Origin of the sequence: Kocuria soli (assembly GCF_003797835.1) — a bacterium.
GTDB classification, from domain to species: domain Bacteria; phylum Actinomycetota; class Actinomycetes; order Actinomycetales; family Micrococcaceae; genus Kocuria; species Kocuria soli.
The window spans coordinates 23556-48961 of record NZ_RKMF01000004.1 but is presented as its reverse complement, the minus strand read 5'-3'; the positions used below and the strand labels follow the sequence as shown (position 1 = coordinate 48961).

Below are 25406 nucleotides of genomic sequence, written 5' to 3'. Positions count from 1 at the left end.
CTCACCGCGGCTGCCGGTGAGTGGTTCGAGTGTTGTGTCGGAAGTGGCCGTCTGTCGCCTCAGACGAGGGTGGCGACGATCATCGCGATGAGTGCGGTGCCGCCCGTGCCGTGGGCGAGGCCCTTGGAGACCGGGTCGCCCCGGCGCTGCTTCCGCCACCCGATGAAGGCCGCCACGAAGACGCCGATGGCAAGCAGGAGCTTGATGCCGATCTTCATGTGGTTGACCGTGACCTCCGGGTTGAGCTCAGCAAGAGTGAGCAGCAGGAGACCGGAGAGCAACATGGCAATCGAGGCCGCGAACTGCCACGTGGTGACGGTGGGGGTCTTGAACGTGGCGATCCAGGTGCCGATGATCACGGCGGCCCCGAACAGGTGGACCAGAACGAGCAGCGAGTGCAGAAAATCCATGATTCGACCCTACTAAAGCGCAGTGGCGCGCCGTGATTGCTCACGACGCGCCACTCGGCATTGGTGACCGGCATCACGGGAACTCAGAGTTTCCGTCGATCTCGTGTGCCATGACGGTCACGGGGTGCTCACAGCTCCAGGGCGGCTTCGAACCGGCCTTCCTCGAGGCGAGCCTTCATGGTCGACAGGAAGCGGCCGGCGTCGGCGCCGTCCACGATCCGGTGATCATAGGTCAGCGACAGGTAGCACATGTGCCGGATCGCGATGACGTCGTTGCCGTCGGCGTCCTGGACCACCATCGGCCGCTTGACGATCGTGCCCGTGCCCAGGATCGCGACCTGGGGCTGGTTGATGATCGGCGTGTCGAACAGGGCCCCGAAGGAGCCGATGTTCGTGATGGTGAAGGTGCCGCCTGCCAGCTCGTCGGGGCTGATCGAGCCGTCCTTCGCCCGCGCGCCGAGGTCGGCGATCGAGGAAGCCAGGCCCGGCAGCTGCATGTCGCCGGCGTTACGGATCACGGGGACCAGCAGACCGCGGGGGGTGTCCACGGCGATGGCCAGGTCCTCGGAACCGTTGTAGACGATCTCCTTCTCGGCCTCCTTGAACGTGGAGTTCAAGGACGGGTTGGCCTTGAGGGACTCCGCCACGGCCTGGGCGAAGAACGGCAGGAAGGTCAGCTTGGCGCCGTGCTTCTCCTGGAACGCGTTCTTGGCCTTGTTCCGCAGGGCGGCCACGCGGGTCATGTCGACCTCGGTGACCTGGGTCAGCTGGGCGGACTCCTGCAGCGACTCGCGCATGCGCTTGGCGATCGTCATACGGATCCGCGGAGCCTTCTCCGTGGTTCCGCGCTTCTCCGACACGGCGGGGATGGTGGTCGGCTCGCCGTTGTCCAGTGCCGGGGCAGCGGCTCCGGCGGCCGGTGCCGCCTGCTGCGCGCCGGACTCGGCCGCGGCCAGAACGTCCTGCTTGCGGATGCGTCCACCGACGCCGGTGCCCTGGACGGAGGAGAGATCCACGCCCTTGGACTTGGCCAGCTTGCGAACCAGCGGCGTCACGTAGGCACCGGCAGTCTCGGCGGCACCTGCCGAAGCGGGCTGCTCGGCCGATTCGGCCTTCTGCGGGGCCTGGGCCTGCGCGGGGGCAGCTTCCTGCTGGGAGGAATCCTTGGCGGCTTCCTTGGTTTTCGCGGGAGCAGCCTTCTCAGCGGCCTCGTCGGTGGCCTCGGGAGTGGACGACGACGTCGCCGCGTCCTCGATCTGCTCCCCGGCATCCTCGGTGGCGTCCTCGGCTGCAGGCTCAGCGGCCTGCTCATCGGAGTCGGCGGAGGAGTCGTCCTGAGCCGGCGCGGCGTCGGCGTCGCCGATCACGGCCAGGACCTGACCGACCTCGGCGTCCTCGTCCTCCTGGACCTTGATCTCGAGCAGGGTGCCTGCCACCGGGGAGGGGACCTCGGTGTCGACCTTGTCGGTGGAGACCTCGAGCAGCGGCTCGTCGACCTCGACCTCTTCGCCGATCTCCTTGAGCCAGCGGGTCACGGTGCCCTCGGTCACGGACTCACCCAGGGCGGGGAGGGTGACTTCGGTGCCCGAACCGCCCGAAGACGCCTTCTTGGGTGCAGCCTCCTCCGCGGGTGCTTCCGCGGGGGCTTCGGCTGCTGCCTCTTCCTGGGGAGCCTCGGCCTCGGGTTCCTCGGCAGGAGCCGACTCGGCGGTGTCCTCGGAGCCCGAGTCACCGGAACCGGAGCCGTCACCGATGACGACCAGGGGAGCGCCGACCTCGACGTCCTCGTCCTCCTCGACCAGGATCTTCTCGATCACACCGGCAACGGGGGAGGGGACTTCGGTGTCGACCTTGTCGGTGGAAACTTCGACCAGGGGCTCGTCGACGGCGACCTCGTCGCCGACTTCCTTGAGCCAGCGGGTCACGGTGCCTTCGGTGACGGACTCACCGAGGGCCGGAAGGTTCACGGTTTCGGACATTGTCTGACCGTCTCTTTCTTCTGTGCGCTTAGGACAGTTTGTTCGTTACGTCTGGTGCGGTGACTCGCGAGCGGGGTGCCCGCCGTGGCCCGCAACGGTGTCTGTGCACCGGCCCGGGCCACGGTCGCGGGTCAGCCGTGCAGCGGTGCCCCGGCCAGGGCCATGGCAGCCTCGCCGATGGCCTCGTTCTGCGTGGGGTGCGCGTGGATGAATGCGGCGACATCCTCGGGGTAGGCCTCCCAGTTCACGATGAGCTGGCCTTCACCGATCTGCTCCGAGATGCGCTTGCCGATCGCGTGGAAACCGATGATCGGACCGTCCTTCTCGCGGACCAGCTTGATGATGCCGCCGGTGCCCAGGATGGAGGACTTGCCGTTGCCCAGGAGGTTGTACTCGAAGGTCTCCACGTTCTCCTTGCCGAACTTCTCCTCGGCCTTGGGCTGGCTGTAGCCAACGGAGGAGATCTCGGGTTCGGTGAACGTGACCTTGGGGATGTTCACGTCTTCGACGATCGCGGGGTTCAGGCCCGCGATCTCCTCTGCCACGAACCGGCCCTGCTGGTACCCGCGGTGGGCCAGCTGAACGCCGGGGACGATGTCGCCGATCGCGTAGATGCTGCCGACACCCGTGTGCAGCCGCTCGTTCGGGGTCACGAAGCCGCGGTCCATCGGGATCCCGACTTCCTCGTAACCCATCTCGGCGGTGTTCGGTCCGCGGCCCACTGCCACCAGGACCACGTCGGCCTCGAAGACCTTGCCGTCGGCCAGGGTGACCTTGGCGCCGTCGTCGTTCTGCTCGACCTTCTCGAAGAAGGTGCCCAAGTTGGACTTGATGCCCTTCTTCTTGAACTCCTTCTCCAGGATCTTGATGATCGAGGGGTCCTCGTTCGGGACCAGGTGGTCAAGACCTTCGATGACGGTGACGTCCACACCGAAGGAGTTCCACATGGAGGCGAACTCGCAGCCGATCACGCCACCGCCCAGGACGATCGCGGACTTGGGGGTCCAATCGATCTCGAGTGCCTCGGTGGAGGTCATGATGCGGTCGCGGATCTCGATGCCCATGGTCTTGGACACGGACCCGGAGGCCAGGATGATGTGCTTGCCGGTGTAGGTGGTGCCGTCGGCCTCGATGGTGTTCTCACCGGTGAGCTTGCCGAAGGCGTCGATCACGGTGATCTTCTTGGACTTCAGCAGGCCCTGGAGGCCCTTGAACTTGCCGGCCACGATGCCGTTCTTGTAGTCACGCACCGCGCCCATGTCGATCGAGTCGACCGACAGCTTGATGCCGTACTTCTCGGACTCCTTGGCCTCGGCGACCAGCTCGGCGGAGTGCAGGTACGCCTTCGTGGGGATGCAACCCCAGTGCAGGCACGTGCCGCCGACCTTGCTCTTCTCGAACAACGCAACGGTGTACCCCAGCTGCACGGCGCGCAGGGCCGCCGCGTAACCGGCGCTGCCGCCGCCCAGTACCAGGATGTCGAATTCGTTCTCCGCCACGGATGATGCTCCCTTGCTCATTGATCCTCATGCGTTCGGCTGTTGCGCCGCGCCAGGCTCACTGTGGTTCAAGGCCACTCTAGTCAAGCCATGACCTTGTGAGCCACACGGGCGGGGCGCGGCGCAACGGTGTTCGTCACACGGGTTCGCCGCCCACCATCTCGATCACCGAGAACATGGTGCGCACGCCGAAGCCCGTGCCCTGCTTGGGGGTGTAACCCCACGGGCCGTCCTCGTTGAAGGACGGTCCGGCGATGTCCAGGTGGGCCCACGGGCCCACCGGCTCGACGGCCGATTCCTGGGCAGCCTCCTGTGCGCCCGCGAATTCCTTGAGGAACAGGCCCGCCACGAGCATTCCGCCGTTGCGGTCACCGATGTTCTTCAGATCCGCGACGTCTGAGTCCAGGGAGGCCCGCAGGTGCTGCGGCAACGGCATGGGCCACAGGTCCTCGCCGGAGGCCACCGACGCCGCCAACACGGTTTCGACGGCGTCGTCGTCGCCCATGACACCGGCCGTGCGGGTACCGAGGGCCACCATCTGCGCGCCCGTCAGGGTTGCGATGTCCAGGAGGAGGCCCGGGTCCTCTTCGCGGGCGGCGACGAGTCCGTCGGCCAGGACCAGGCGGCCTTCGGCGTCGGTGTTGAGCACCTCCACGGTCCGTCCACCGCGGATGGTGATGACGTCGCCGGGACGGGTCGCGGTGCCCGACGGCAGGTTCTCGGCCAGGCAGAGCCACCCGGTGACCGAAACCGGCAGCTGCGCCTCGGCCGCGGCGAACACCGTCGCCAGGACCGCTGCGGCACCCGCCATGTCGGACTTCATGGTCATCATCGAGTTCGCGGGCTTGAGCGAGAGCCCGCCCGAATCAAAGGTGATCCCCTTGCCGACCAGGGCCACCGACTCCACGGGAGACTTGGGCTCCCACCCGATGCGGACCAGGCGCGGGGGACGGGCCGCTCCCTGACCGACGCCGATCAGACCACCGAATCCACCGGCGCGAAGTTCGGATTCGTCCAGGACCTCGACCGTGAGCTCCGCGGAGGACTTGCCGGAGGTGGTGCTCCCGTCGGCGAGCGCTTGGGCGAGTTCGGCCACGGACTCGGGGAAGACCACGTCCGGGGAAAGCGTGACCAGCGTCCGGGCACGCGAAACCGCGCGACCCAGGACCTCCGCCCGGTTGACCGCGGCGGTCAGTTCCTGTTCCTGGGCTTCGATCCCGGACGTGAGGACCGTGGCGCGGGTCAGGGGTGCACCCACGGAGTGCGCGGTCTTGGCCTTCTGCGCCCGGAACCCGTAGGCACCCAGGGCAATGCCTTCGGCGACGGCGGCGGCCTCCTCCACGGATTCCACGGGGAAGGCGAACACCGCGTGGTCGGTCTTGCCCAGAGCACGGGTGGCGGAACCCGCGGAGCGCCGCAGGGCCTCGACGTGGGAGGGAGACTCGTCACCGGTACCCAGTCCCGTGAGAACGATCGACGGCCAGGGGCTGCCCTTGGGCGCGGCGAGCTTCTTGACCTCGTCAGCGGCACCCGTGGCACCGACGGCCTTGGCCTGTTCCTCGAGGTCCAGCGGGAGACCCTTGGCGTCGGCGGGGAGCAGGACCACGGGGCCCGCCGGGGTCTTCTGCACGGCGAGGACGACGGCGTCCGCGGTGACCTTGGCCAGCTTCTTGTCGGTGGTCGCGAGTTCGACCTCCACCGAAGGAAGGAGATCGATCAGGCCTTGACCGGTGCCGGCAGCAGCATCCGGGGTACGGGAACCGCGACGGCGAAGATTGGGGGCGAGGTTGCGAGCGGTGGGACGTGGCATGGGGTGGTCGCCTTCCGTGTCGGTGGTCTGGGCACCGGAGCTGAATCCGGCGTCCGGCCCGGTCGGATAACCGGTGATGGGCCGGTCGTGGCTGGTCGCCGCTGGGGGTTCCGGCCTTTTCTCGATCGTAACGGCGGACGTGGTCGCGTTGTGACATGGAACGGACCGGGAATAAGCCGGTGCCGCGGAGAGGTTGAGTCGAATCGGGCCGAGACGCAGGACGGTGACCGTCGCGGTGCTGTTCGCTGGCCCCTGTCAGTGATCCGTGTGACGGATCGTTGTACCGATCCATCGTCGAGACCGGGAGTGGCCCGTGGTTGACCCATCCGAGCTGTACATGGCCAACGCCAGCCTGTTGGACGACGCACGCCTGCACGGCGCGCCCCTGCTCATTTCGCTCACGGGCTACGCCGAAGGCGGGCAGATCAGTGACCAGGTGCGCGAGACCTTGCTCGAGTCCTTGCCGCACGAGGTGCTGGCCCGATTCGATCCCGATCAGCTGCAGGACTACCGTGCCCGGCGACCCCACGTGCGTTTCGTCGAGGACCACTTCGAGCGGGCCGAGAACGCGGATCTCGCCCTGTACGGGCTCACCGACTCGCTGGGCCGACCCTTCAGCCTGCTGACCGGGCCGGAGCCTGATCTCCAGTGGAACCGGTTCGTGGAGGCCGTCATCCAACTCGCCCAGCGTTTGGACACCTCGATCGTGATGAACGTGACCGGTGTCCCCATGCCCGTGCCCCACACCCGACCCTTCTTGGTGTCCGTCCACGGCAACCGCACGGACCTGGTCGAACAGAACCACAACCAGCGGCCCGTGGCGGAAATGAGTTCGTCCGTGGCGCAGCAACTCGAGATCCGGTTCGGTGAGGTGGGCATGGACACGATCGGTTTCACCGTGCACGTGCCGCAGTACCTCGCCGACGCACGGTTGCCGCAGATCACCGTGGCGGCCTTCGAGCATGCGGCGGCTGCGACCGGCCTGACGCTGCCGACGGACGCACTCCGGGACTCGGGCGCCGAGGTCCTGCATCGTGTCGACGAGCAGGTCGCTGCCGCCCCGGAGGTCCAAGCTGTGATCGAATCCATGGAGAATCGGTACGACGAACTCACGGCGCAGGCACCACAGCGTTCCCTGCTGGCCGGTGACGAGTCGGAACTTCCGGACGCCGACGAGATCGGTGCGGCCGTCGAGGCTTTCTTGGCGAATCAACCTGACGAGGAGTGACTCCAGCGGACCATGGGCCCGGCGAAGCGGTACGAACGTGATTCACGGAGGGCCTACGTGGTCATCGCCGTCGGGATCCTGGGCTACTTTCTGGCGGTCGCCCAGCGGACGACGTTCGGGGTGGCGTCACTGGACGCGGCAGAGCGTTTCCACGCCACAGCCTCGCAACTGTCGCTGTTCACCATGCTGCAGGTCTTCGTCTACGCCGGGCTGCAGATCCCGGTGGGTGTGCTGGTCGACAGGTTCGGGTCCAAGGCCATGGTGGCTGGCGGAGCGATCCTCATGGCCGCAGGTCAAGTGGTTCTTGCCTTGGCGGACTCCCTGGCCTGGGGCGTGGTGGGGCGCGTGTTCGTGGGAGCGGGGGACGCAGCCACGTTCATCTGCGTCCTGCGCGTGATTCCCGCGTGGTTCTCCTTCGCCAAGGCCCCGATGATCATCATGCTGGTGGGGACAGTGGGCAATTTCGGTCAGTTGCTCTCGATCATTCCGTTCAGCGCCATGCTGGGGTGGGTGGGCTGGACGCCGTCGTTCCTGGCCATGGCTGCCCTGTCCGCGATCGTGGGCGTCCTGGTTCTGGCGTTCCTGCGCGAGAGTCCCGACGGCCAATCGACCGGTGGTTCGACCCTGGGGTTGCGACGCACCTGGGCCGCCGTGGTCACCTGCCTGCGGGATCCGGCGACGGCGTTGGGGTTCTGGGTGCATTTCACCGTGCAGTTCACGGGCACGGTCTTCGCGTTGATGTGGGGTTATCCCTATCTGCAGAACGCACAGGGAATGACCATGGGGCAGGCGTCCTTCGTCATGACGTTCTTCGTACTCACCAACTTCTTCGTGGGCATGAGCATCGGACGACTCGTGGCGCGGCACCCCGAACGGCGGGTCATGGTGTCCTTCGCGGTGGTGGGCGCCGGGTTCCTGGCGTGGTCGGTCCTCATCCTCTGGCCGGGGACCGCGCCCTTCCTGGTCGTTGTGGCGGCGGTCGTGGCGATCGCGATGAGCATGCCCGCGTCCATGGTGGCGTTCAACATCATCCAGTCCTTCATTCCGCGCCGCCGCATCGGGACCGCCACGGGCATCACCAACGTCGGCGGATTCGTGGCCTCCCTGACGGCGATCTACCTGATCGGCCTGGCGCTGGACTCACAGGTGGCGCTCGGCTGGGTCTCGGACGCGTTCGCGCCGGAAGCCTTCCGCGTCGCGATGTCCATGCAGGCGGTCGTGGCGCTGGTGGGCTCGGCGGGCGTGCTGTGGAGTGCACGTAAGGTTCGAGCGCGGTACGGGCCCACGGTCGTCTGACCGGGATGCCGCGGAAGGCCCCGCCTAGGGAGACGGCGGTGAGGCGGCGGTGCGGAGGGTTGTGCGTGGCAGCCGGGTGTGTGGCTCCACAGGCAGCCGCGAACCTGCGGTGCAGGGTGGCCCCTCCCCAGGTTGCTGTGACGCCCGTCGCCCACGGCCCGCACCGGCACAGTGGGCCCATGACCACAGAACCTCAGGGACGGCACGTCGATCCGACAGGGAACAGGCCCCGCAGGCCGCCCGCGGTGGACACCTCACAGGCCTCCGGCGGGTCGGGGCGGCCCGCCGACCAGGCGATGTTCCGACCCGTGGCGCGCACGGCGGCGGACGTCTTGGCGATCATCCCGCACACGCTGGGCTACTGGCCCGCCCGGTCCCTGGTGATGCTGACAGCCACATCCTCCGGGCTGGGCCCGTGTCTGCGAGTGGATCTGCCCGATGCGGCGGACTTCGCCGATCCTGCGTTCGTGGCCGAATGGACCATGCAGATCTCCGAACTGCTCGAACACGACCCCGTCGGTCATGCCGTTTTCGTCGCGGTGTACGGAGAACCGGTGGGCAGCACAGGGGCGAGTTCCGATCGGCGGTCGGGCCCGGCGCCGGCCCTCGACGTCCGCCACGTGTCGCCGTCCTTGGGCGGGCACGTCTCGCACGTCGTGAATGCGGTGGCCGAGGCCGGTGCGCTGTCCGGGCATGACGTCCGGGACGCCTGGTGCGTTGACAACGAGCTGTGGTGGCCCGTTGCCGACGTCGGTGACGCCCGCCCGGTTCGCGAGATCCTGGACAGCGCGGTCTATGTAGCACTGGTCGTCGACGGCAGCGTGGTGGAACCGCCGGACGGGAGCACAGAATCCGGGACAACCGGCAGGGAACCGCTCCAGGCCGACCGACAGTTGCGACGGCGCCTGGCGCTCCTGGCGGAGGTAGCCGCCACGACGGACTGGTCCCCACGGTCCCTGGAGGTCTGGGACGCGATCCTGTCGCCATTCGACGCCCCGGATTCTCGGCATCCGGCCGACCCGGTCCGCCGGCTCCAGGAACTGACACGGACTGACCTGCTGCATCTGCTCGCGGGAACCACCGACCCCCTCGGATGTGATCTGGTGCTGTCGCTCGTGCTGTCCGGCGACATCGAGGCGGCTCGCCACGCCTGGGACGGGTGGAACCGGACGAGCAGTGACGAGGACTTGCACGGTCTGGTGCACACGGCCCAGGTCATGTTGGGGGACTGGGACGGAACCCCGCGGTGGGACCGGGTGGATCGCTGCGTGGACCTGGTGCAGGTCTTGATCGGCGGCCTCACCGGTCCAAACGACCCGGAGGGCCAGCCGTCCCCGGTCGAAGAGGCCGTCCGCTGCACAGCACCCCGTGTCAGCGACCGTTGGGCGGGGGGAGTGGCAGCAGGACTGTGGGTCGTGCTCGGGCACCTGGAGCGTTTCCGAGCACGTGGTTCCAAGGTGGACCAGTGCGCACGCACAGCCGAGTCGTTGGCGCCGGGGCATCCCGGGGTGGCGCGCTTGCGAGAGATCATGACCTTGCGGCCGATCCCGCACTGGGCAACAGATCCGGCCACTGCCTGGCGGAGGGCACGACAGGTGTGAGCGGCCGCCGCACCGGCTGCTGCGGAAAGCACTGTAGATTTCTGCACCAATTTCTCCGGACCGGGAACAACGCCACACGGGCAGTGGTTGGAACACCTCGAAGACCCTTCTCGCCCCGTCGGCAGGCTACGATCGCCCGCGGGACTTGACAGGGTCATAGGTGTTATGACCACTCGTCAGTAGCACCGCGTCGAGCAACGAAAGGTTCCCAGTGTCACCAGCTGTCACGAACGAGACGACTGCCACCGCAGAGACCGCCGAGTCGGCGGGAGCAGGACAGGAGTCGTCGGGCACCACCGGCGCGTCGAAGAGCGCGGCCAAGAAGACCACGGCGGCCAAGAAGAGCACCGCGGCGAAGAAGACCACGGCGGCCAAGAAGACCACAGCCACCAAGAGTACCGCCAAGAAGGCCGCCACCAAGACGACGACCGAAAAGGTCGAAACCGTCGGCGCCGACGATTCAGTGGCCGAGGTCCCCGAAAAGGCCGAGGCCGCCTCGCCTGCCAAGTCTCGGGCAAAGGCCAACTCCACGAAGAAGAAGGCCACCGGGGCCCGTGGCGGTAAGAAGGCGGCCGCCGCAGCGCAGGACGACGACCTCGATGCGGACGAGGACGACGAGTTCGCCGTTGACGACTCGATGAGTGCCGACAGCACCGATGACGACTCCCAGGACTCGGCGGACGAAGCCGAGGAGGACGGGGACGACGTCGTCGCACCCGAGGACGCGGAGAACGCCAAGTCGGGCACGGAAGTGGTGGCCAAGCCCACGGGCAAGACCACGGCTTCCCAGGAGACCGCGCGCGGTTTCGTGCTGTCCAACAACGACGACGACGACGCCCCCGCTCAGCAGGTGGTCTCCGCCGGTGCGACCGCCGACCCCGTCAAGGACTACCTGAAGCAGATCGGCAAGGTCGCCCTGCTCAACGCCGAACAGGAGGTCGATCTGGCTCTCCGGATCGAAGCCGGCCTGTTCGCGGAGCACAAGTACAAGAACGATGCGGACGAGCTGACTCGCGAGCAGAAGAAGGAACTGCGCTGGGTCATCCACGACGGCAAGCGCGCCAAGAACCACCTTCTCGAAGCCAACCTCCGCCTGGTGGTGTCCCTGGCCAAGCGCTACACCGGCCGCGGCATGCTGTTCCTGGACCTCATTCAGGAGGGCAACCTGGGTCTGATCCGCGCCGTGGAGAAGTTCGACTACACCAAGGGCTTCAAGTTCTCCACGTACGCGACCTGGTGGATCCGTCAGGCCATCACCCGCGCCATGGCCGACCAGGCACGCACCATTCGTATCCCGGTGCACATGGTCGAGGTCATCAACAAGTTGGCCCGTGTGCAGCGCCAGATGCTGCAGGACCTCGGTCGCGAGCCCACCCCGGAGGAACTCGCCCAGGAACTCGACATGACCCCCGAGAAGGTCGTGGAAGTCCAGAAGTACGGACGGGAGCCGATCTCCCTGCACACGCCGCTGGGTGAGGACGGGGACTCCGAGTTCGGCGACCTCATCGAGGACTCGGAAGCCGTTGTTCCGGCCGACGCCGTGAGCTTCACGCTCCTTCAGGAACAGCTGCACTCCGTCTTGGACACGCTCTCCGAGCGTGAAGCCGGTGTGGTGGCCATGCGCTTCGGGCTCACCGACGGCCAGCCCAAGACCCTGGACGAGATCGGCAAGGTCTACGGCGTGACCCGCGAGCGGATCCGCCAGATCGAGTCCAAGACCATGTCCAAGCTGCGTCACCCGTCCCGTTCGCAGGTCCTGCGCGACTACCTGGACTGATCCCAACGCACCCGCGCGGTCATGCGGAACGGCATGCACGACGGCGGCCGGGCACCGATTGAGAGTCGGTGGCCGGCCGCCGTCGTGCATGGGGTTGCTGTGAGATCAGTCGCAGCAGGTCGTGAGGTCGCCCGCAAAAACCCACCGAATACCACACGGAGTCATACGATCGAAAGGACATCGTCCGTCCGACACAATCTGGTGACTCATGAGCGAAAACGAGATCCGCAGCGCACAACTGGTCGTTGACACCCTTCGTGAGCAAGGCGTGAAGTACGTGTTCGGTGTTCCCGGGGCCAAGATCGACTCCGTGTACGACGCCCTCGTGGATGCCGAAGACATTCAGCTGGTCGTGTGCCGACACGAGCAGAACGCCGTGTTCATGGCGCAGGCCGTCGGCCGATTGACGGGGGTGCCCGGGGTCGTGCTCGTGACCTCCGGACCCGGAACGACGAACCTGGCCACCGGCCTGCTCACGGCCACGACGGAGCAGGATCCCGTCGTGGCCATCGCCGGAACCGTGGGGCTGCCGGACCGGCTCAAGCGCACGCACCAGTCGCTGGACGCCGTGAACTTCCTGGCTCCCGTGACCAAGTCGTCGGTCGAGTCCACCGACCCGAGCGACGTTCCGGAGGCCCTGGCCAACGCGTTCCGCGCGGCGACCACCGAGCCCAAGGGCGCGGCTGCCGTCATGCTTCCCGACAGTGTGACCGGTGCCAAGACGGACAAGACCGCGTTGAGGAAGAAGGCGGTGGCCCCGCAAGGCCCGGCGGCGCAGGTCTCCGTGGACCGAACGGTGGAGGCGTTGCGTCAGGCACAGTGCCCTGTTCTGCTCGTGGGACTGCGCGGCGCCGATTACGGCTCGACGGCCGCACTCCGGGAACTCGTCGCGGCCACCGGGCTGCCCGTCGTCGAAACCTTCCAGGCCGCCGGCGCCATTTCACGGGATCTGGAGAAGCACTTCCTCGGTCGGGTGGGGCTGTTCCGCAACCAGCCCGGTGACATCCTGCTGTCCAAGGCGGACGTGGTCCTCACCGTCGGCTACGACACGGTCGAGTACGACCCCATCATCTGGAACACCCGAGCGGATCGCCAGATCATCCACCTGGACGCGGTCCCGGCGGACCTGGACCACGCGTATCAACCCCGACTTGAGCTCCGCGGGGACATCGCCGCCACGCTGGAGATCCTCACGGAGCGTCTGCGGGGGATGACCCTCAGCCAGACCGCGCAGACCGAGATCTCCCTGCAGCGCGATGCGCTGGCCGAGTACGAGACGCAGGCGCGTGCCATGGGTGACACCGAACAGGGCGTCAACCCGGCGCACCTCACCCTGGTGATCCGTGACCTCATCGACGACGACAAGTCGACCGTCGCGGCCGACATCGGGTCGCACTCCATCTACCTTGCGCGGTACTTCCGCACCTATGAGCCACGGACCCTGCTGTTCTCCAACGGGCAGCAGACCCTGGGCGTGGCCCTGCCGTGGGCGATCGGTGCGGCACTGGTGCGTCCAGAGCACCCGGTGGTCTCCGTCTCGGGCGACGGCGGCTTCCTGTACTCGGCCCAGGACCTGGAAACCGCCACCCGGCTGGGACTGAACATGGTGCACGTAATCATGCGGGACAACGCCTACGACATGGTGGCCTTCCAGCAGATGATGAAGTACGGCCGCAAGTCTGGTGTGGAACTGGGTGACTACGACGCCGTGAAGTACGCCGAGTCCATGGGTGCCACGGGCCGCGCCGTTCGCACCATGGACGAGTTCAAGGAGGCCTTCACCCAGGCGATGGCCGAACCCGGCGTCTCGATCGTGGACGTCGCCGTGGACTACACGGACAACGTGGGGCTGGCCGCGCACCTTGACGACTCCGCGATGAACTGAGGCGCCGCCTCCCTCGCCGAGTTCGGGGTTGTTCCGCCTATGGCGGCGAATAGGCGGAACAACCCCGAACTCGGCGCAAAAGGCCGGAGGGCAGAGGTGCCTCAGATGGACAGACGGTGGCCCCGGTACCGAATCGCGGTACCGGGGCCACCGTGTTGGGTCGGGACACACCTCCCGGGTGGGTCTCTGTCAGGCGTCGATACGCTGAGTTTCGTCCTGCCATGTGGCGGCCATGGGACGAAGCTTGTCTTCGTTGGCGCGCGCGTGGTGAGCGCAGAAGAGCAACTCCCCACCGGTGGATTCGAGGACGACTCGTACATAGGCCTGCGCACCGCATGCATCACAGCGGTGGGTCGCGTTCAACTCTGGGGTCTCGAGCGTGGCGTTCACGGCATCCTCCTTCAGCTCAGACTTCAACTCGCCGACCGTTCGGCTGCCGCCGGCCGGTGCCCTCGTGCTCGTGCCGGAAGGCTCGAGTGGGGAAGTACTTTCCGAGTACGTACATACAACCACGCACCGCCACGTTTCCATCCGTCGGCCATGGTGTTTTCGCCCACCGCGCACGAACTCCTCGGTGCCCGTCACCGCCCCTGTGCTGCACAACGCCCGCGCCGTACCGGGGCCGCACCACCTCGGAGCATTACAGTGAACTGGTCTGTGCCCGGGAGCTGGATGGATTCTGCCTCCCGCTCCCCTTCCCGTCGTTGCCAGGAGTACCGCCAACAGTGACCCCCACCAAATCCGAGTACAACGCCCGCCACCTCTCCGTCCTGGAGGGGCTGGAAGCCGTGCGCAAGCGCCCCGGCATGTACATCGGCTCCACGGACTCCCGCGGTCTCATGCACTGCCTGTGGGAGATCATCGACAACTCGGTGGACGAGGCGCTGGCGGGCTACGGCCACCAGATCACCGTGGTCCTGCACAAGGACGGGTGCGTTGAGGTCCACGATGACGGCCGTGGCATCCCGATCGACAAGGAACCGCGAACCGGCCTGTCGGGCGTCGAGGTGGTTTTCACCAAACTGCACGCGGGTGGCAAGTTCGGCGGCGGTTCCTACACCGCCTCCGGCGGCCTCCACGGTGTGGGGGCCTCCGTGGTCAACGCCCTGTCCTCTCGACTGGACGTGCAGGTGGACCGCGGCGGCAAGACCTACCAGATGTCCTTCCGCCGTGGCGAGCCGGGGAAGTTCGCCGACAAGTCGACGCCGTCCCCGGAGGCACCCTTCGAACCGTTCGTCTCCGGTTCGGAACTCGAGGTCGTCGGCAAGGCCCGCCGTGGTGTCACGGGAACACGGATTCGCTACTGGGCCGATCGCCAGATCTTCACCCCGGACGCGCAGTTCTCCTACGACGAGCTGGTCACCCGAGCACGCACCACGGCCTTCCTGATTCCGGGGCTGCGGATCACCGTGCGTGACGAACGTCGGGCACCGGGCACCCCCGGTGAATTCGAGTCGCACGAGGAAGTGTTCCAGCACGACGGTGGCATCTCCGAGTTCGCCGAGTTCCTGGCCACCGACGACTCGGTGACGGACGTGTGGCGCTTCCAGGGCGAGGCCTCCTTCACGGAGACCGTCCCCGTGCTCGACGACGGCGGCCACTCCCGGCTGCAGGAGGTCGAACGCGACTGCGAGGTCGACGTCGCCCTGCGGTGGGGCATCGGCTACGACACGACCGTGCGAACCTTCGTCAACATCATCGCCACGCCCAAGGGCGGCACCCATCAGACCGGGTTCGAACAGGCCCTGGTCAAGGTTTTCCGGAAGCAGATCGAAGCCAATTCCCGGCGGCTGAAGGCCGGCAACGACAAGATCGACAAGGACGACGTCCTTGCAGGTCTCACCGCCGTCCTCACGGTCCGGTTGGCCGAGCCGCAGTTCGAGGGCCAGACCAAGGAGATCCTGGGGACCCCCGCGGTTCGGCAGATCGTGTCCAAGGTCGTGGAGAAGGAGCTCACCAAGGCCCTGACCGCCACCAAGCGTGATCAGAAGAATCAGGCCAACGCGGTGCTGGAGAAGGTCGTGGCCGAGATGAAGTCGCGCATCTCGGCACGCCTCCACAAGGAGACCCAGCGGCGTAAGAACGCTCTGGAGACCTCCTCCATGCCCACGAAGTTGGTCGAGTGCCGGTCGACGGACGTGGAGAAGTCCGAACTGTTCATCGTGGAGGGTGACTCCGCCCTGGGCACGGCTCGTCTGGCCCGTGATTCCGAGTACCAGGCGCTGCTGCCCATCCGTGGCAAGATCCTCAACGTCCAGAAGGCCTCCGTCACGGACATGCTGGCCAACGCGGAATGCGCCGCGCTGATCCAGGTGATCGGTGCGGGCTCGGGGCGAACCTTCGACGTCGACGCCGCCCGTTACGGCAAGGTTGTCATGATGACGGACGCCGACGTCGACGGCGCCCACATCAGGACGCTCCTGCTGACGTTGTTCTACCGGTACATGCGGCCCCTCGTGGAAGCGGGCAAGGTCTATGCTGCGGTCCCGCCGCTGCACCGGGTGGAGATCGTCAACCGTGGTTCGAAGCCCAATGAGATGGTCTACACCTACTCGGAACGTGAGCTGCACACGTTGCTGACCCGGCTCGAGGCCGAGGGACGTGGCTACAAGGAGCCCATCCAGCGCTACAAGGGCCTGGGGGAGATGGACGCCGATCAGCTGGCCGAGACCACGATGGACATCCGTCACCGGATGCTGCGGCGGGTGACCGTGGAAGGGGCCGAGGCCGCGGAACGCGCCTTCTCTCTGCTCATGGGCTCGGACGTGGCTCCCCGCAAGGACTTCATCATCGCCGGAGCCGCCACGTTGGATGCCGAGCAGATCGACGCGTGAGTGTGCCTCTCCGTACCTGCCCCGTATCTGCCCGGCACTGTGAATAATTGCGCATATGTGTGACCATATGGGGAATTGTTGGCAACAGCGCCGCATGTCGACCCGCACGGACGGACAATTGGGGAGTCTCACCAGGGCAACGCACATGAACGCAATTGCACGAGGTAGTTGCAGCGGTCGACTCGGCCAGTGCATCCGATGCCCTCTCGACTTTCGCGAAAGGGCCATCCTCCATGTGGCTTCAGGACTACGACCCCACGGGGTCGGTCGTGTTCTCGGCATTGCTCGCCGCCGTGCCCATCATTGCATTTCTGCTCGGCCTCACGGTCTTCAAGCTGACCGGCCTCAAGGCCTCGCTCATCGCCTTGGTCCTGGCCGTCGGTCTCGGGACACTGGTCTTCGGCCTGCCGGTGGCGGCCACGGGATCGGCGATCGTGTACGGATTCCTGGGCGGCCTGTGGCCAATCGGGTGGATCGTGCTCATGGCCGTCTGGCTGTACCGGATCGCAGTACGGGCCGGGTACTTCGACGTGATCCGGTCCTCGATCTCCTCGATCTCCGAGGATCAGCGCCTGCAGGTGCTTCTGATCGCCTTCTGCTTCGGCGGCTTCCTCGAGGGGGCTGCCGGGTTCGGCATCCCGATCGCGATCTGCGGCGCCCTGCTGGTCAACCTGGGGTTCCGTCCGCTGCGGGCAGCGGGCATCAGCCTGGTGGCCAACGCCGCGTTCGGTGGGTACGGAGCCATCGGCATTCCGGTGATCGTCGGCGCCCAGCAGGGCGAGGTCCCGCTGACCGACCTGTCCCGAATGATGGTCGTCGTGGCCCAGGGGATCATGGTGTTCATCCCCCTGCTGCTGGTCGCCATCCTGGACGGTCGCCGAGGTCTGCGCGAAACAGGTGGCCTCGCGTTGGTCATTGGGGTTCTGGTGTCCGGCCTGCAGTCGCTGTTCCTGTGGGTGGCTGGCCCTGCGTTGGCGGACATCATCCCGCCGTTGGTCGGCATGTTGGCCATGGCGCTGGTCCTGAAGTACTGGAGCCCGCGCACCATCTACCGGGAGGCCCACGCTCCGGCGTTGGAGGAGCTGCGCTCTGAACGCCAGCCCGTGACGATTGCACGGGTTGCCCAGGCCTGGTCGCCGTTCTACATTCTCTCCGCCTTCATCCTGGTGTGGTCCGTTCCGGCCGTGGCCGCCTTCCTGGGTCGTGCGACCGTGGCGGTCCCCATGCCTTTCCTGCACCAGGCCGTGGCCAGGACCGCCCCGATCGTGCCCGAAACCACTCCGGTGCTCGCCCTGTGGAACTGGTCGATCCTGGCAGCCTCCGGCACCGCCATCCTGTTCGCGGCGCTGTTCACCGTTGTGGTGACTCCCACGATCACCTGGAAGCAGGCGTGGGAGGAACTGGCTGGTTCCGTCCGGCAGTTGTGGGCGCCGATCGTGATGATCTGCCTGGTCATGGCAGTTGCCAACGTGATGAACTTCGCGGGCATGTCCTCCTCCATGGCCCTGGCACTGTCCGCCGCCGGTGGTGTCTTCCCCCTGCTCTCGCCAGTCATCGGTTGGATCGGGGTGTTCGTCACCGGGTCCGTGGTGAACAACAACACCCTGTTCGCTTCCCTGCAGGCCGTCACGGCCCAGCAGATCGGCACCAGCCAGACCCTGCTGGTGGCCTCCAACACCGCGGGTGGTGTGATGGCCAAGGTCATCTCGCCCCAGTCCATCGCCATTGCGACCGCGGCGGTACGAGAGCCGGGCAAGGAGGCCGATCTCACCCGGCAGGTGTTGCTCTACAGCATCGGCCTGCTGGCGGTGCTGTGCGTCTGGGTGTTCGTGCTCTCCCTGGTCTTCTAAGGTCCATGAAGCGCGCCGCGGGCAGTTCGCCTGACTAGGATGAGAGGGTCACCGTGACGGGGGTCACGGTGACCCTCCTGTCGTTCCTGACACCGGGGACGACTCCGTTGCGTTGTGAGCCTCAGGAGCAGCCATGGTCGACATCGCCCAGTCCATTGCCCGGGACCCCGTGGGAACCACGTCCGCGGCCACCGTCACGATCACCGGAGCCGCAGGGCAGATCGGCTACGCCACGGTGTTCCGGGCCGCGGCCGGGGCGCTCCTGGGATCCGAGACTCCCGTCCGGCTCCGTCTGCTGGAGATTCCGGAGGCGGTGCGTGCCGCGGAGGGTGTCGCCATGGAACTGCTCGACGGCGCGATGCCCCTGCTGGAATCCGTGGACGTCTTCGACGACCCCACGGCCGCGTTCGACGGCGCAGAGGTGGGCCTGCTCATCGGTGCCAGACCGCGCTCCAAGGGCATGGAACGTGCTGATCTGCTGAGCGCCAACGCGAGCATCTTCTCCGTCCAGGGGCGGGCGATCAACGAAGCGGCGGCTCCCGCCTTCCGGGCCGTCGTCGTCGGGAATCCGGCGAACACGAATGCGCTGATCGCCGCCTCCCACGCTCCGGACGTCCCCGCGGAGCGATTCACGGCACTGACCCGGTTGGACCACCACCGGGCCGAGGCGCAGCTGGCCATCGCCTGCGGAGTGTCGGTGAACGACGTCGACGGCGTGGCCATCTGGGGCAACCACTCGACCAGCCAGTACGTGGACCTCACCCGGGCCACGGTCCGGGGCCGCCCGGCGGAAGAGGTCCTCCTGGAACACGGTCACGACCGGCGGTGGATCGACGAGTTCTTCATCCCCAAGGTGGCCAAGCGTGGCGCGGAAATCATCGAGGTGCGCGGCGGGTCGTCGGTGGCCTCGGCCGCCCACGCGACACTGCGCCACATCCGGACCTGGTTGCGGGGAACACCGGAGGGCTCCTGGGCGTCCATGGCCGTGCCGTCCACGGGGATCCACGGCGTGCCCGAAGGGGTCGTGTGTTCGTTCCCCGTGACGTGTTCTCAGGGGCGGTACACGATCGTTGAACCGTGGGCGATCGCCGACTTCTCCCGGGCCAGGATCGATCGTTCCGTGGCGGAGTTGCTGGCCGAACGGGAGGCCGTGGAAGCACTCGACCTGCTCGGCCCGCGCGCCTGAGCCACCCCGCCCACACACCGAGCCCTGACCGGGACCGGTGCCGCGCGCCCGCAGGTCAGAAGCGCAGGACCTTGACGAAGTCGTCGTGCACCTTGGGACCCATCATGAACTCGGCGGTGGCCACGGTCCGGAACCCGTTGCGTTCGTAGAAGGTGTTGGCCCGGAGATTGTGTTGGTTGACCGTGAGCCACAGCCCCGAGGCCCCGGCATCCGCGGCCAGGGACTTTCCCGCTTCCAGCAGGCGGCGCGCACCCCCGGAACCGCGGGACTCACGCACCACGTAGAGCTTGGAAACGAACCACAGGGTCGCCTCCGGATCCAGTGGTTCATTCGCATCCTGCGTGACGGGCACTCCGGCACGCACGGGTTCGTCCGCCACGAGCACCAAGTACGCTGCCGAGCGTCGAGTGCCCGGTTCGACCAGGAGCAGGATGTGGTGACGCCCGTCCTCCAGCCACTGCTCGAAGCGCTCCGCCGAGAGTTCGTTGGCCACATAGGCCGCGGCAACGGCGGTGTCCGTGCCGGGAGGGCAGGCGTCCAGGAAGGTTTCCTCGGCGAGGGCATGGAGCACGGCCCCGTCGCCGTGAACCGCACGCAGGATCTCCAGCGTCACGGGTCAGTCCTCCAGCCCCGGGAGTGTGGCACCGCGGGGCCCCTCAGCGGATTCGGCAGCGGCAGCCACGTCACCGGGGACCGGCGCAACGGTCGTGTCGTTCTGCGCAGAGGCGGTATCGGTCCAGGCCGGGCCGATGACGTCCATGGCCTGCTCCAGCGGGATGCCGGATCCGTCGCGCCTGCCGTGCTCGCTCGGAAGCGATCGCGCCACCCCGCCGACCGTGGAGGCCTTGGCCGGACCATGACCGGCCCAGGCCAGTGACAGCGTGGACTCACCGCGCAGGAACCGCTGGCACCGCACGCCGCCGGTCGCCCTGCCCTTGGCCGGGTATTCGGACAGGGGAGTGATCTTCACGGAGTGCTCCGTCATGCCGGGCAGCACTTCATCGGCCTTGGCGACCGTCACGACGACGGCCTCCGGGTCCGCCGTGAGCACCGGGCCGAAGAACACCGCCTCGTCACCTTCGGCGAGCTTCACCCCGGCCACACCACCGGCGGTTCGGCCCTGTGGGCGGACCGATCCAGCCGGGAAGTGCAGGAGCTTGGCCTCCCGGGTGATGAACACGAGCTCGGAATCGTCCCCGGCCACGCCCAGGCCGATCACCGCGTCGCGGGACTTGCCCTGTCCCTTGAGGGTGATGACCTCCCAGTCGTCCCGGTTCAGCGGGTAGTCCGGGTTCAACCGCTTGACCACACCGTGCTTGGTGCCCAACGCGATCACCGCGTTCAACGGAGCCAGGCCCACCAGGGTCTCGCCGCGTTCCAGGGTGAAGAACTCCTTGGCCGCCACACCCTCGGACAGTTTGGGGACGCCGTCGTAATCGGTCAGGACGGGGACGTCCAGCACGGGAATGCGGATCATGCGCCCCGCGGAGGTCACCGCACCGATCTCACCGCGGGCCGTGGTGGCAACCTGTGACCGCAAGGCGTCGTGTTTGAGCCGCCGCCCGGGCTCGGCCAGGGGCACACGGTTGGTGGTGCGGGCCAACTGGCCGGAGGCGGAGAGGAAGACCCAGCACGGGTCGTCGGTGATCTCCAGCGTCGGTCCCGCGGACTTCTTGGCCCCGGGGGCAGCGGTGACCTCCGGGAGGTCCTCGGACTTCAGCAGCTTGGTTCGGCGGTCGTCGCCGTGCTTCTCGGCCACCTCCGCGAGTTCGTCCGAGACCACGTCACGCAGTTTCGCGTCCGATCCCAGAATGGCTTCGAGTTCCGCGATCTCGCGCTGCAGGTCGTCCCGCTCGGCCTCGAGCTCGATCCGGGAGAACTTGGTCAGTTGACGCAGCCGCAGTTCCAGGATGTGATCGGCCTGCGCCTGGGTCAGGTCGAAGATCTGCATGAGGCGCTCGCGTGCCTCCGCGGTTTCGTTCGAGGACCGGATGATCTGGATGACCTCGTCGATGTCCAGGATCGCGATCAGCAGGCCTTCGACCAGGTGCAACCGGTCCTGCCGCTTGCCCAACCGGAACAGGGTCCGACGCCGCACGACGGTCAGGCGGTGCTCCACGTAGACCCGCAGCAGGTCCACCAGACCCAGCGTGCGCGGCTGCCCTTCGACCAGGGCGACGTTGTTGATGCCGAATGACTCCTCCAGCGGCGTGTGCTTGTAGAGCTGGGCCAGGACCGCCTGCGGATTGAAACCGTTCTTGAGTTCGATCACCAGACGCAGGCCGTTGGCGCGGTCCGTCAGGTCCACCACGTCCGAGATGCCGGCCAGCTTCTTGGCCTGTACCGCCGACTTGATCTTCTCGATGATTTTCTCGGGGCCCACCATGTACGGCAGTTCCGTGACCACGATGCCCTGCTTGCGCGCGGAGACCTGCTCCACTGACACCGTCGCGCGGGTCTTGAACGATCCCCGGCCGGTCTCGTAGGCGTCCCGGATCCCGTCCAGCCCCACGATCCGCCCGCCCGTGGGCAGGTCGGGGCCGGGCACGAACTTCATGAGGTCCTTGAGCGTGGCCTCCGGGTTGGCGATCAGGTGCCGGGCCGCCGCCACGACTTCGCGCAGGTTGTGGGGGGCCATGTTCGTTGCCATGCCGACGGCGATCCCGGAGGCACCGTTGACCAGCAGGTTGGGGAAGGCCGAGGGCAACACCGAGGGCTGGGTGAACTGGTTGTCGTAGTTCGGGATGAAGTCCACGACGTCTTCGCCCAGGTCCGCGGTCAGGGCGAGCGCGGCGGGGGCGAGCCGGGCCTCCGTGTACCGGGAGGCGGCCGGGCCGTCGTCGAGCGACCCGAAGTTGCCGTGTCCGTCGACCAGCGGGGCCCGCATGGCGAAGGACTGGGCCAGCCGGACCATGGCGTCGTAGATCGCCGAGTCGCTGTGCGGGTGCAACTTGCCCATGACCTCGCCGACCACGCGGGCGGACTTGACGTGCCCCCGGTCGGGACGCAGCCCCATCTCGTCCATCATGTAGAGAATGCGACGCTGCACGGGCTTCAACCCGTCCCGCGCATCGGGCAGTGCCCGGGAGTAGATCACCGAATAGGAGTACTCGAGGAAACTCGTCTCCATCTCGCTGGTCACGTCGACGTCGACGACGTTCTCCTGGAAATCCGCGGGTAGCTCGTCTCGCGAGGAACGGGATCCTGACCTGCGTCGGGCCATAGGGCTGGTGTCTCCTTTGTTACCCCCGTGTCGGCCACGGGGCGGGCGCTTTCCGCCCGGTGGCCCGGGATTGTCGATACGCTGAAGTCTATGGTCTCCGAGTCGACTCCCGAGGGTGGCGACACCCACGCCCAGGCCCCTGACACGGCCGCGATCGCGCTTCAGCAGGGCTATCCGGCCCACTGGGAAGCGGACGTGGTGCTGCGCGACGGCGCGACGGCCCACCTACGTCCCGTGACCCCCGACGACCAGGCCCTGCTGTTGGACATGTTCCACCAGCAGTCGGAGAACACCATCTATCTGCGGTTCTTCTCGCACAAGACCACGCTGACCCAACGGGAACTGGAACGCTACACGACGGTCGATCACCGTGACCGTGTGGCCTTCGTGATCCTCTTGGGCGGCCAGATCATCGGCATCGGCCGTTATGACCGCACGGAGAAGCCCGACGACGCGGAGGTCGCTTTCCTGATCTCCGACGCCCACCAAGGGCGCGGCATCGGGTCGATTCTGCTCGAGCACCTCAGCGCCGCCGCCCTGGAGAATGGGATCGACCACTTCTCCGCGGAGGTCCTCCCGGAGAACCGTGCCATGTTGCGGGTCTTCGTCGAAGCCGGGTACGACGTCGCCCGGCGGTTCGACGACGGAGTGGTGGCCCTCGAATTCTCGATCGACCCCACGGAAAAGCAGCGGTCCGTCATGATCGCCCGAGAGCACCGGGCCGAAGCGCGCTCCACCGCGCGAATCTTCACACCGGAGTCCATCGCGGTGATCGGTGCCTCCGCGGACCCCACCAACGGTGGCCACGTGGTGGTCAGCAACATCGTCGCCTCCGGGTTCACGGGCAAGCTCTACGGCATCAACCCCGTGGCCTTCGAGCAGACCGGCATGATCCACAAGGCCTCGATCCAGGAGGTCGAGGACCCCGTGGACCTGGCCGTCGTCGCGGTGCCCTACGACGCCGTGCTGGACGTCGTGGACCAGTGCGGGCGGGCCGGCGCCCACGCCGTCGTGGTCGTCACCGGTGGCTGGGCCGAAGCGGGCCAGGAGGGCGCTCGCCGTCAGCGCGAACTCGTGCGCCTGGCACGTGGGCACGGCATGCGAGTGGTCGGCCCCGCCAGCCTGGGTCTGCTCAACAACTCCGGTGAGCACAAGTTCAACGCGAGCGTTCTGCCCGCCACCTTCCGGCAGGGCAACCTGGGGCTGTTCACCCAGTCCGGAGCGCTGGGCACGTTGCAGGCCTCGGCCGCGGTCCGTCACGGACTCGGGGTGTCCACCTTCCTCTCGGCGGGTAACCGCGCCGATGTCTCCGGCAACGACGTCATGCAGTTCTGGGAGGATGACGACGCCACCCAGGTGTGCGGGATGACCTTCCAGTCCTTCGGCAACCCCCGTAAGTACTCGCGGATCGCCCGGCGACTGTCGCGGATCAAGCCCGTGATCGTGGCCAAGTCCGAGGTCACGGGCCTTCGGCTGCCTCCCGGGCACACCGGCCGCATCACGGAGGCACCCGCGGGAGCCCTGGATGCGATGCTGCGTCAGGCCGGGGTCCTGCAGGTGACCACCTCGGACCAACTCATGGATCTGGCAGCGGTGGCCTCCGGGCAGCCGTGGCCGCAGGGCGGCGGTACCGCGCTGGTGGCCAATGCCATGGCCCTGAGCCGCCTGATGGAGGACACGGCAGCCGTTCTCGGCATGGACGTCACCGCCGTGCGGGACAACGTGGACACGGCTGCCGGGGGAGAGGCCGCGGTGGAGGCCGTTGCCGCAACGCTGCGAGAACTCCTGACGGACCCGGATGTGCACGCCGCCGTCGTTTCGCTCATCCCCGTACCCGGTGTCAGCGAGCGGCAGTGGTCGGACGCGGTTCTGGCGGCGGGCGCGGAGTCCGGAAAGACCGTGGTGCTGGCCATGACCGGAAGCACGGAGGTCCGTGCACCGTCCTACGTCTACCGGGACGACCAACAGCGGCAGCTCCCGGTCTTCCTGGCACCGTCGACGGCGGTGGAAGCACTCCACCGGGTCCAGCAATGGGTGGCGTGGCGCGACGGAGAGGACGACAAGGTCACCGTGCCCGAGGACATCGATCCGGAGGCGGCCGAAGAACTCATCAACGAATGGGCCACCGAGATCCCCGGTGAGTCCCTGCTGACCCTCGACGCGGAGCGCACCCGTAAGCTGCTGGCCACCTACGGCATCAACGTGCTGCCCACGGTGCGCTTCCGCGACGTCGAGGAAGCAGTCGCCGCGGCGGAGCAGCTGGGCTACCCCGTGGCGGTCAAGAGCACCGACCGGCACCTGCGTCACCGCCTGGACCTGGGCGGGGTGCGGCTGCAGATCGACTCCCCGGAACAGCTGCGGGAGGCCGTGTCCTCGATGCGCCGCACCCTGCCCGTGGGCTCGGAGGAACTCGACATCCAGGCCATGGCACCCACCGGGCAGGCCGTCGTCGTCACCGCCACCGAGGATCCGTTGTTCGGCCCGGTGCTCTCCTTCGGCATGGCCGGTGACGCCGTCAAGCTGCTGGACGACAGGGCGCACCGCGTTCCGCCGCTGACCGATCAAGACATCCGCGCGATGGTCAGGGAACCGAAGGCGGCCCGGAAACTCTTCGGCTACGAAGGCCAACCGCCCGTCGCCGTGGAGTCGCTCGAAGACCTGCTGATCCGCGTCGCCTTGATCAAGGACCGGCACCCGCAGATCGCTCGCCTGGACCTGAACCCGGTACTGTTGTCCAGCGAACACCTCACCGTGCTTTCAGCGGATGTGCGATTGGGGGACCCCAGGGAACGAACGGACAGTGCACGGCGAGCGATGCGGAGGTGACC

At 67.2% G+C, this 25406-nt stretch carries 16 protein-coding genes; 9 read left to right on the top strand and 7 right to left on the bottom strand.

Annotated elements, in window-relative coordinates; all coding sequences use genetic code 11:
* Positions 1-59: 59 nt before the first annotated feature.
* The 4 genes from EDL96_RS04070 to EDL96_RS04055 all read right to left on the bottom strand — a co-directional run bounded on the left by EDL96_RS04070 (position 60) and on the right by EDL96_RS04055 (position 5698).
* Positions 60-410 carry a hypothetical protein gene (locus EDL96_RS04070; RefSeq protein WP_123824549.1) on the bottom strand — a complete coding sequence of 117 codons (351 nt, stop codon included), beginning with the start codon at positions 408-410 and terminating at the stop codon, positions 60-62.
* Between the two features lie 128 nt (positions 411-538).
* Positions 539-2389: a 2-oxoglutarate dehydrogenase, E2 component, dihydrolipoamide succinyltransferase gene (gene sucB, locus EDL96_RS04065; RefSeq protein ID WP_123824548.1), complete on the bottom strand. Its 1851-nt coding sequence runs from the start codon at positions 2387-2389 to the stop codon at positions 539-541.
* Positions 2390-2520: 131 nt separating this feature from the next.
* Positions 2521-3909, bottom strand: coding sequence for a dihydrolipoyl dehydrogenase (gene lpdA, locus EDL96_RS04060; RefSeq protein WP_199732532.1), 1389 nt, complete (start codon positions 3907-3909; stop codon positions 2521-2523).
* Positions 3910-4024: 115 nt separating this feature from the next.
* Entirely contained in the window at positions 4025-5698 is a 1674-nt protein-coding gene (locus tag EDL96_RS04055) for a leucyl aminopeptidase (protein ID WP_123824547.1), read from the bottom strand.
* A 313-nt stretch (positions 5699-6011) separates the two neighbouring features.
* Here EDL96_RS04055 and EDL96_RS04050 point away from each other — a divergent pair, with 313 nt between their 5' ends.
* From EDL96_RS04050 to alsS, 5 genes are all read left to right on the top strand, one after another.
* The gene (locus EDL96_RS04050; protein WP_123824546.1) at positions 6012-6926 is read left to right on the top strand and encodes a PAC2 family protein; all 915 of its coding nucleotides are present in this window, start codon (positions 6012-6014) and stop codon (positions 6924-6926) included.
* A gap of 57 nt (positions 6927-6983) precedes the next feature.
* On the top strand, positions 6984-8222 hold the full coding sequence (locus tag EDL96_RS04045) for an MFS transporter (RefSeq protein ID WP_233568672.1): 1239 nt from the start codon (positions 6984-6986) through the stop codon (positions 8220-8222).
* A 179-nt stretch (positions 8223-8401) separates the two neighbouring features.
* Positions 8402-9823, top strand: coding sequence for a hypothetical protein (locus EDL96_RS04040; RefSeq protein WP_123824544.1), 1422 nt, complete (start codon positions 8402-8404; stop codon positions 9821-9823).
* A 211-nt stretch (positions 9824-10034) separates the two neighbouring features.
* Positions 10035-11600 (top strand): RNA polymerase sigma factor, encoded by a 1566-nt coding sequence (locus EDL96_RS04035; protein ID WP_123824543.1) that lies wholly within the window; start codon positions 10035-10037, stop codon positions 11598-11600.
* Positions 11601-11808: 208 nt separating this feature from the next.
* Entirely contained in the window at positions 11809-13485 is a 1677-nt protein-coding gene (alsS, locus tag EDL96_RS04030; protein WP_123824542.1) for an acetolactate synthase AlsS, read from the top strand.
* Positions 13486-13674: 189 nt separating this feature from the next.
* Here alsS and EDL96_RS04025 read toward each other — a convergent pair whose 3' ends face one another.
* Positions 13675-13875 (bottom strand): DUF7455 domain-containing protein, encoded by a 201-nt coding sequence (locus EDL96_RS04025; protein WP_123824541.1) that lies wholly within the window; start codon positions 13873-13875, stop codon positions 13675-13677.
* A gap of 335 nt (positions 13876-14210) precedes the next feature.
* On the opposite strand from EDL96_RS04025, the gene EDL96_RS04020 reads away from it, so the two are divergent.
* The 3 genes from EDL96_RS04020 (at position 14211) to EDL96_RS04010 (ending at position 19355) form a co-directional block, all read left to right on the top strand.
* Positions 14211-16319, top strand: a complete 2109-nt coding sequence (locus EDL96_RS04020; protein ID WP_123824540.1) for a DNA gyrase/topoisomerase IV subunit B — start codon at positions 14211-14213, stop codon at positions 16317-16319.
* Positions 16320-16552: 233 nt separating this feature from the next.
* Entirely contained in the window at positions 16553-18169 is a 1617-nt protein-coding gene (locus tag EDL96_RS04015) for an L-lactate permease (protein WP_123824539.1), read from the top strand.
* 133 nt (positions 18170-18302) lie between these two features.
* Positions 18303-19355 carry a malate dehydrogenase gene (locus tag EDL96_RS04010; RefSeq protein ID WP_123824538.1) on the top strand — a complete coding sequence of 351 codons (1053 nt, stop codon included), beginning with the start codon at positions 18303-18305 and terminating at the stop codon, positions 19353-19355.
* A 55-nt stretch (positions 19356-19410) separates the two neighbouring features.
* On the opposite strand, the gene EDL96_RS04005 is transcribed toward EDL96_RS04010, so the two are convergent.
* Together EDL96_RS04005 and EDL96_RS04000 are read right to left on the bottom strand one after the other, a co-directional pair.
* On the bottom strand, positions 19411-19968 hold the full coding sequence (locus tag EDL96_RS04005; RefSeq protein WP_123824537.1) for a GNAT family N-acetyltransferase: 558 nt from the start codon (positions 19966-19968) through the stop codon (positions 19411-19413).
* A gap of 3 nt (positions 19969-19971) precedes the next feature.
* Positions 19972-22578, bottom strand: coding sequence for a DNA gyrase/topoisomerase IV subunit A (locus EDL96_RS04000; RefSeq protein WP_123824536.1), 2607 nt, complete (start codon positions 22576-22578; stop codon positions 19972-19974).
* 90 nt (positions 22579-22668) lie between these two features.
* Between EDL96_RS04000 and EDL96_RS03995 the strand changes: the two genes are divergently transcribed.
* The gene (locus tag EDL96_RS03995; RefSeq protein WP_123824535.1) at positions 22669-25404 is read left to right on the top strand and encodes a bifunctional acetate--CoA ligase family protein/GNAT family N-acetyltransferase; all 2736 of its coding nucleotides are present in this window, start codon (positions 22669-22671) and stop codon (positions 25402-25404) included.
* Positions 25405-25406 lie beyond the last annotated feature (2 nt).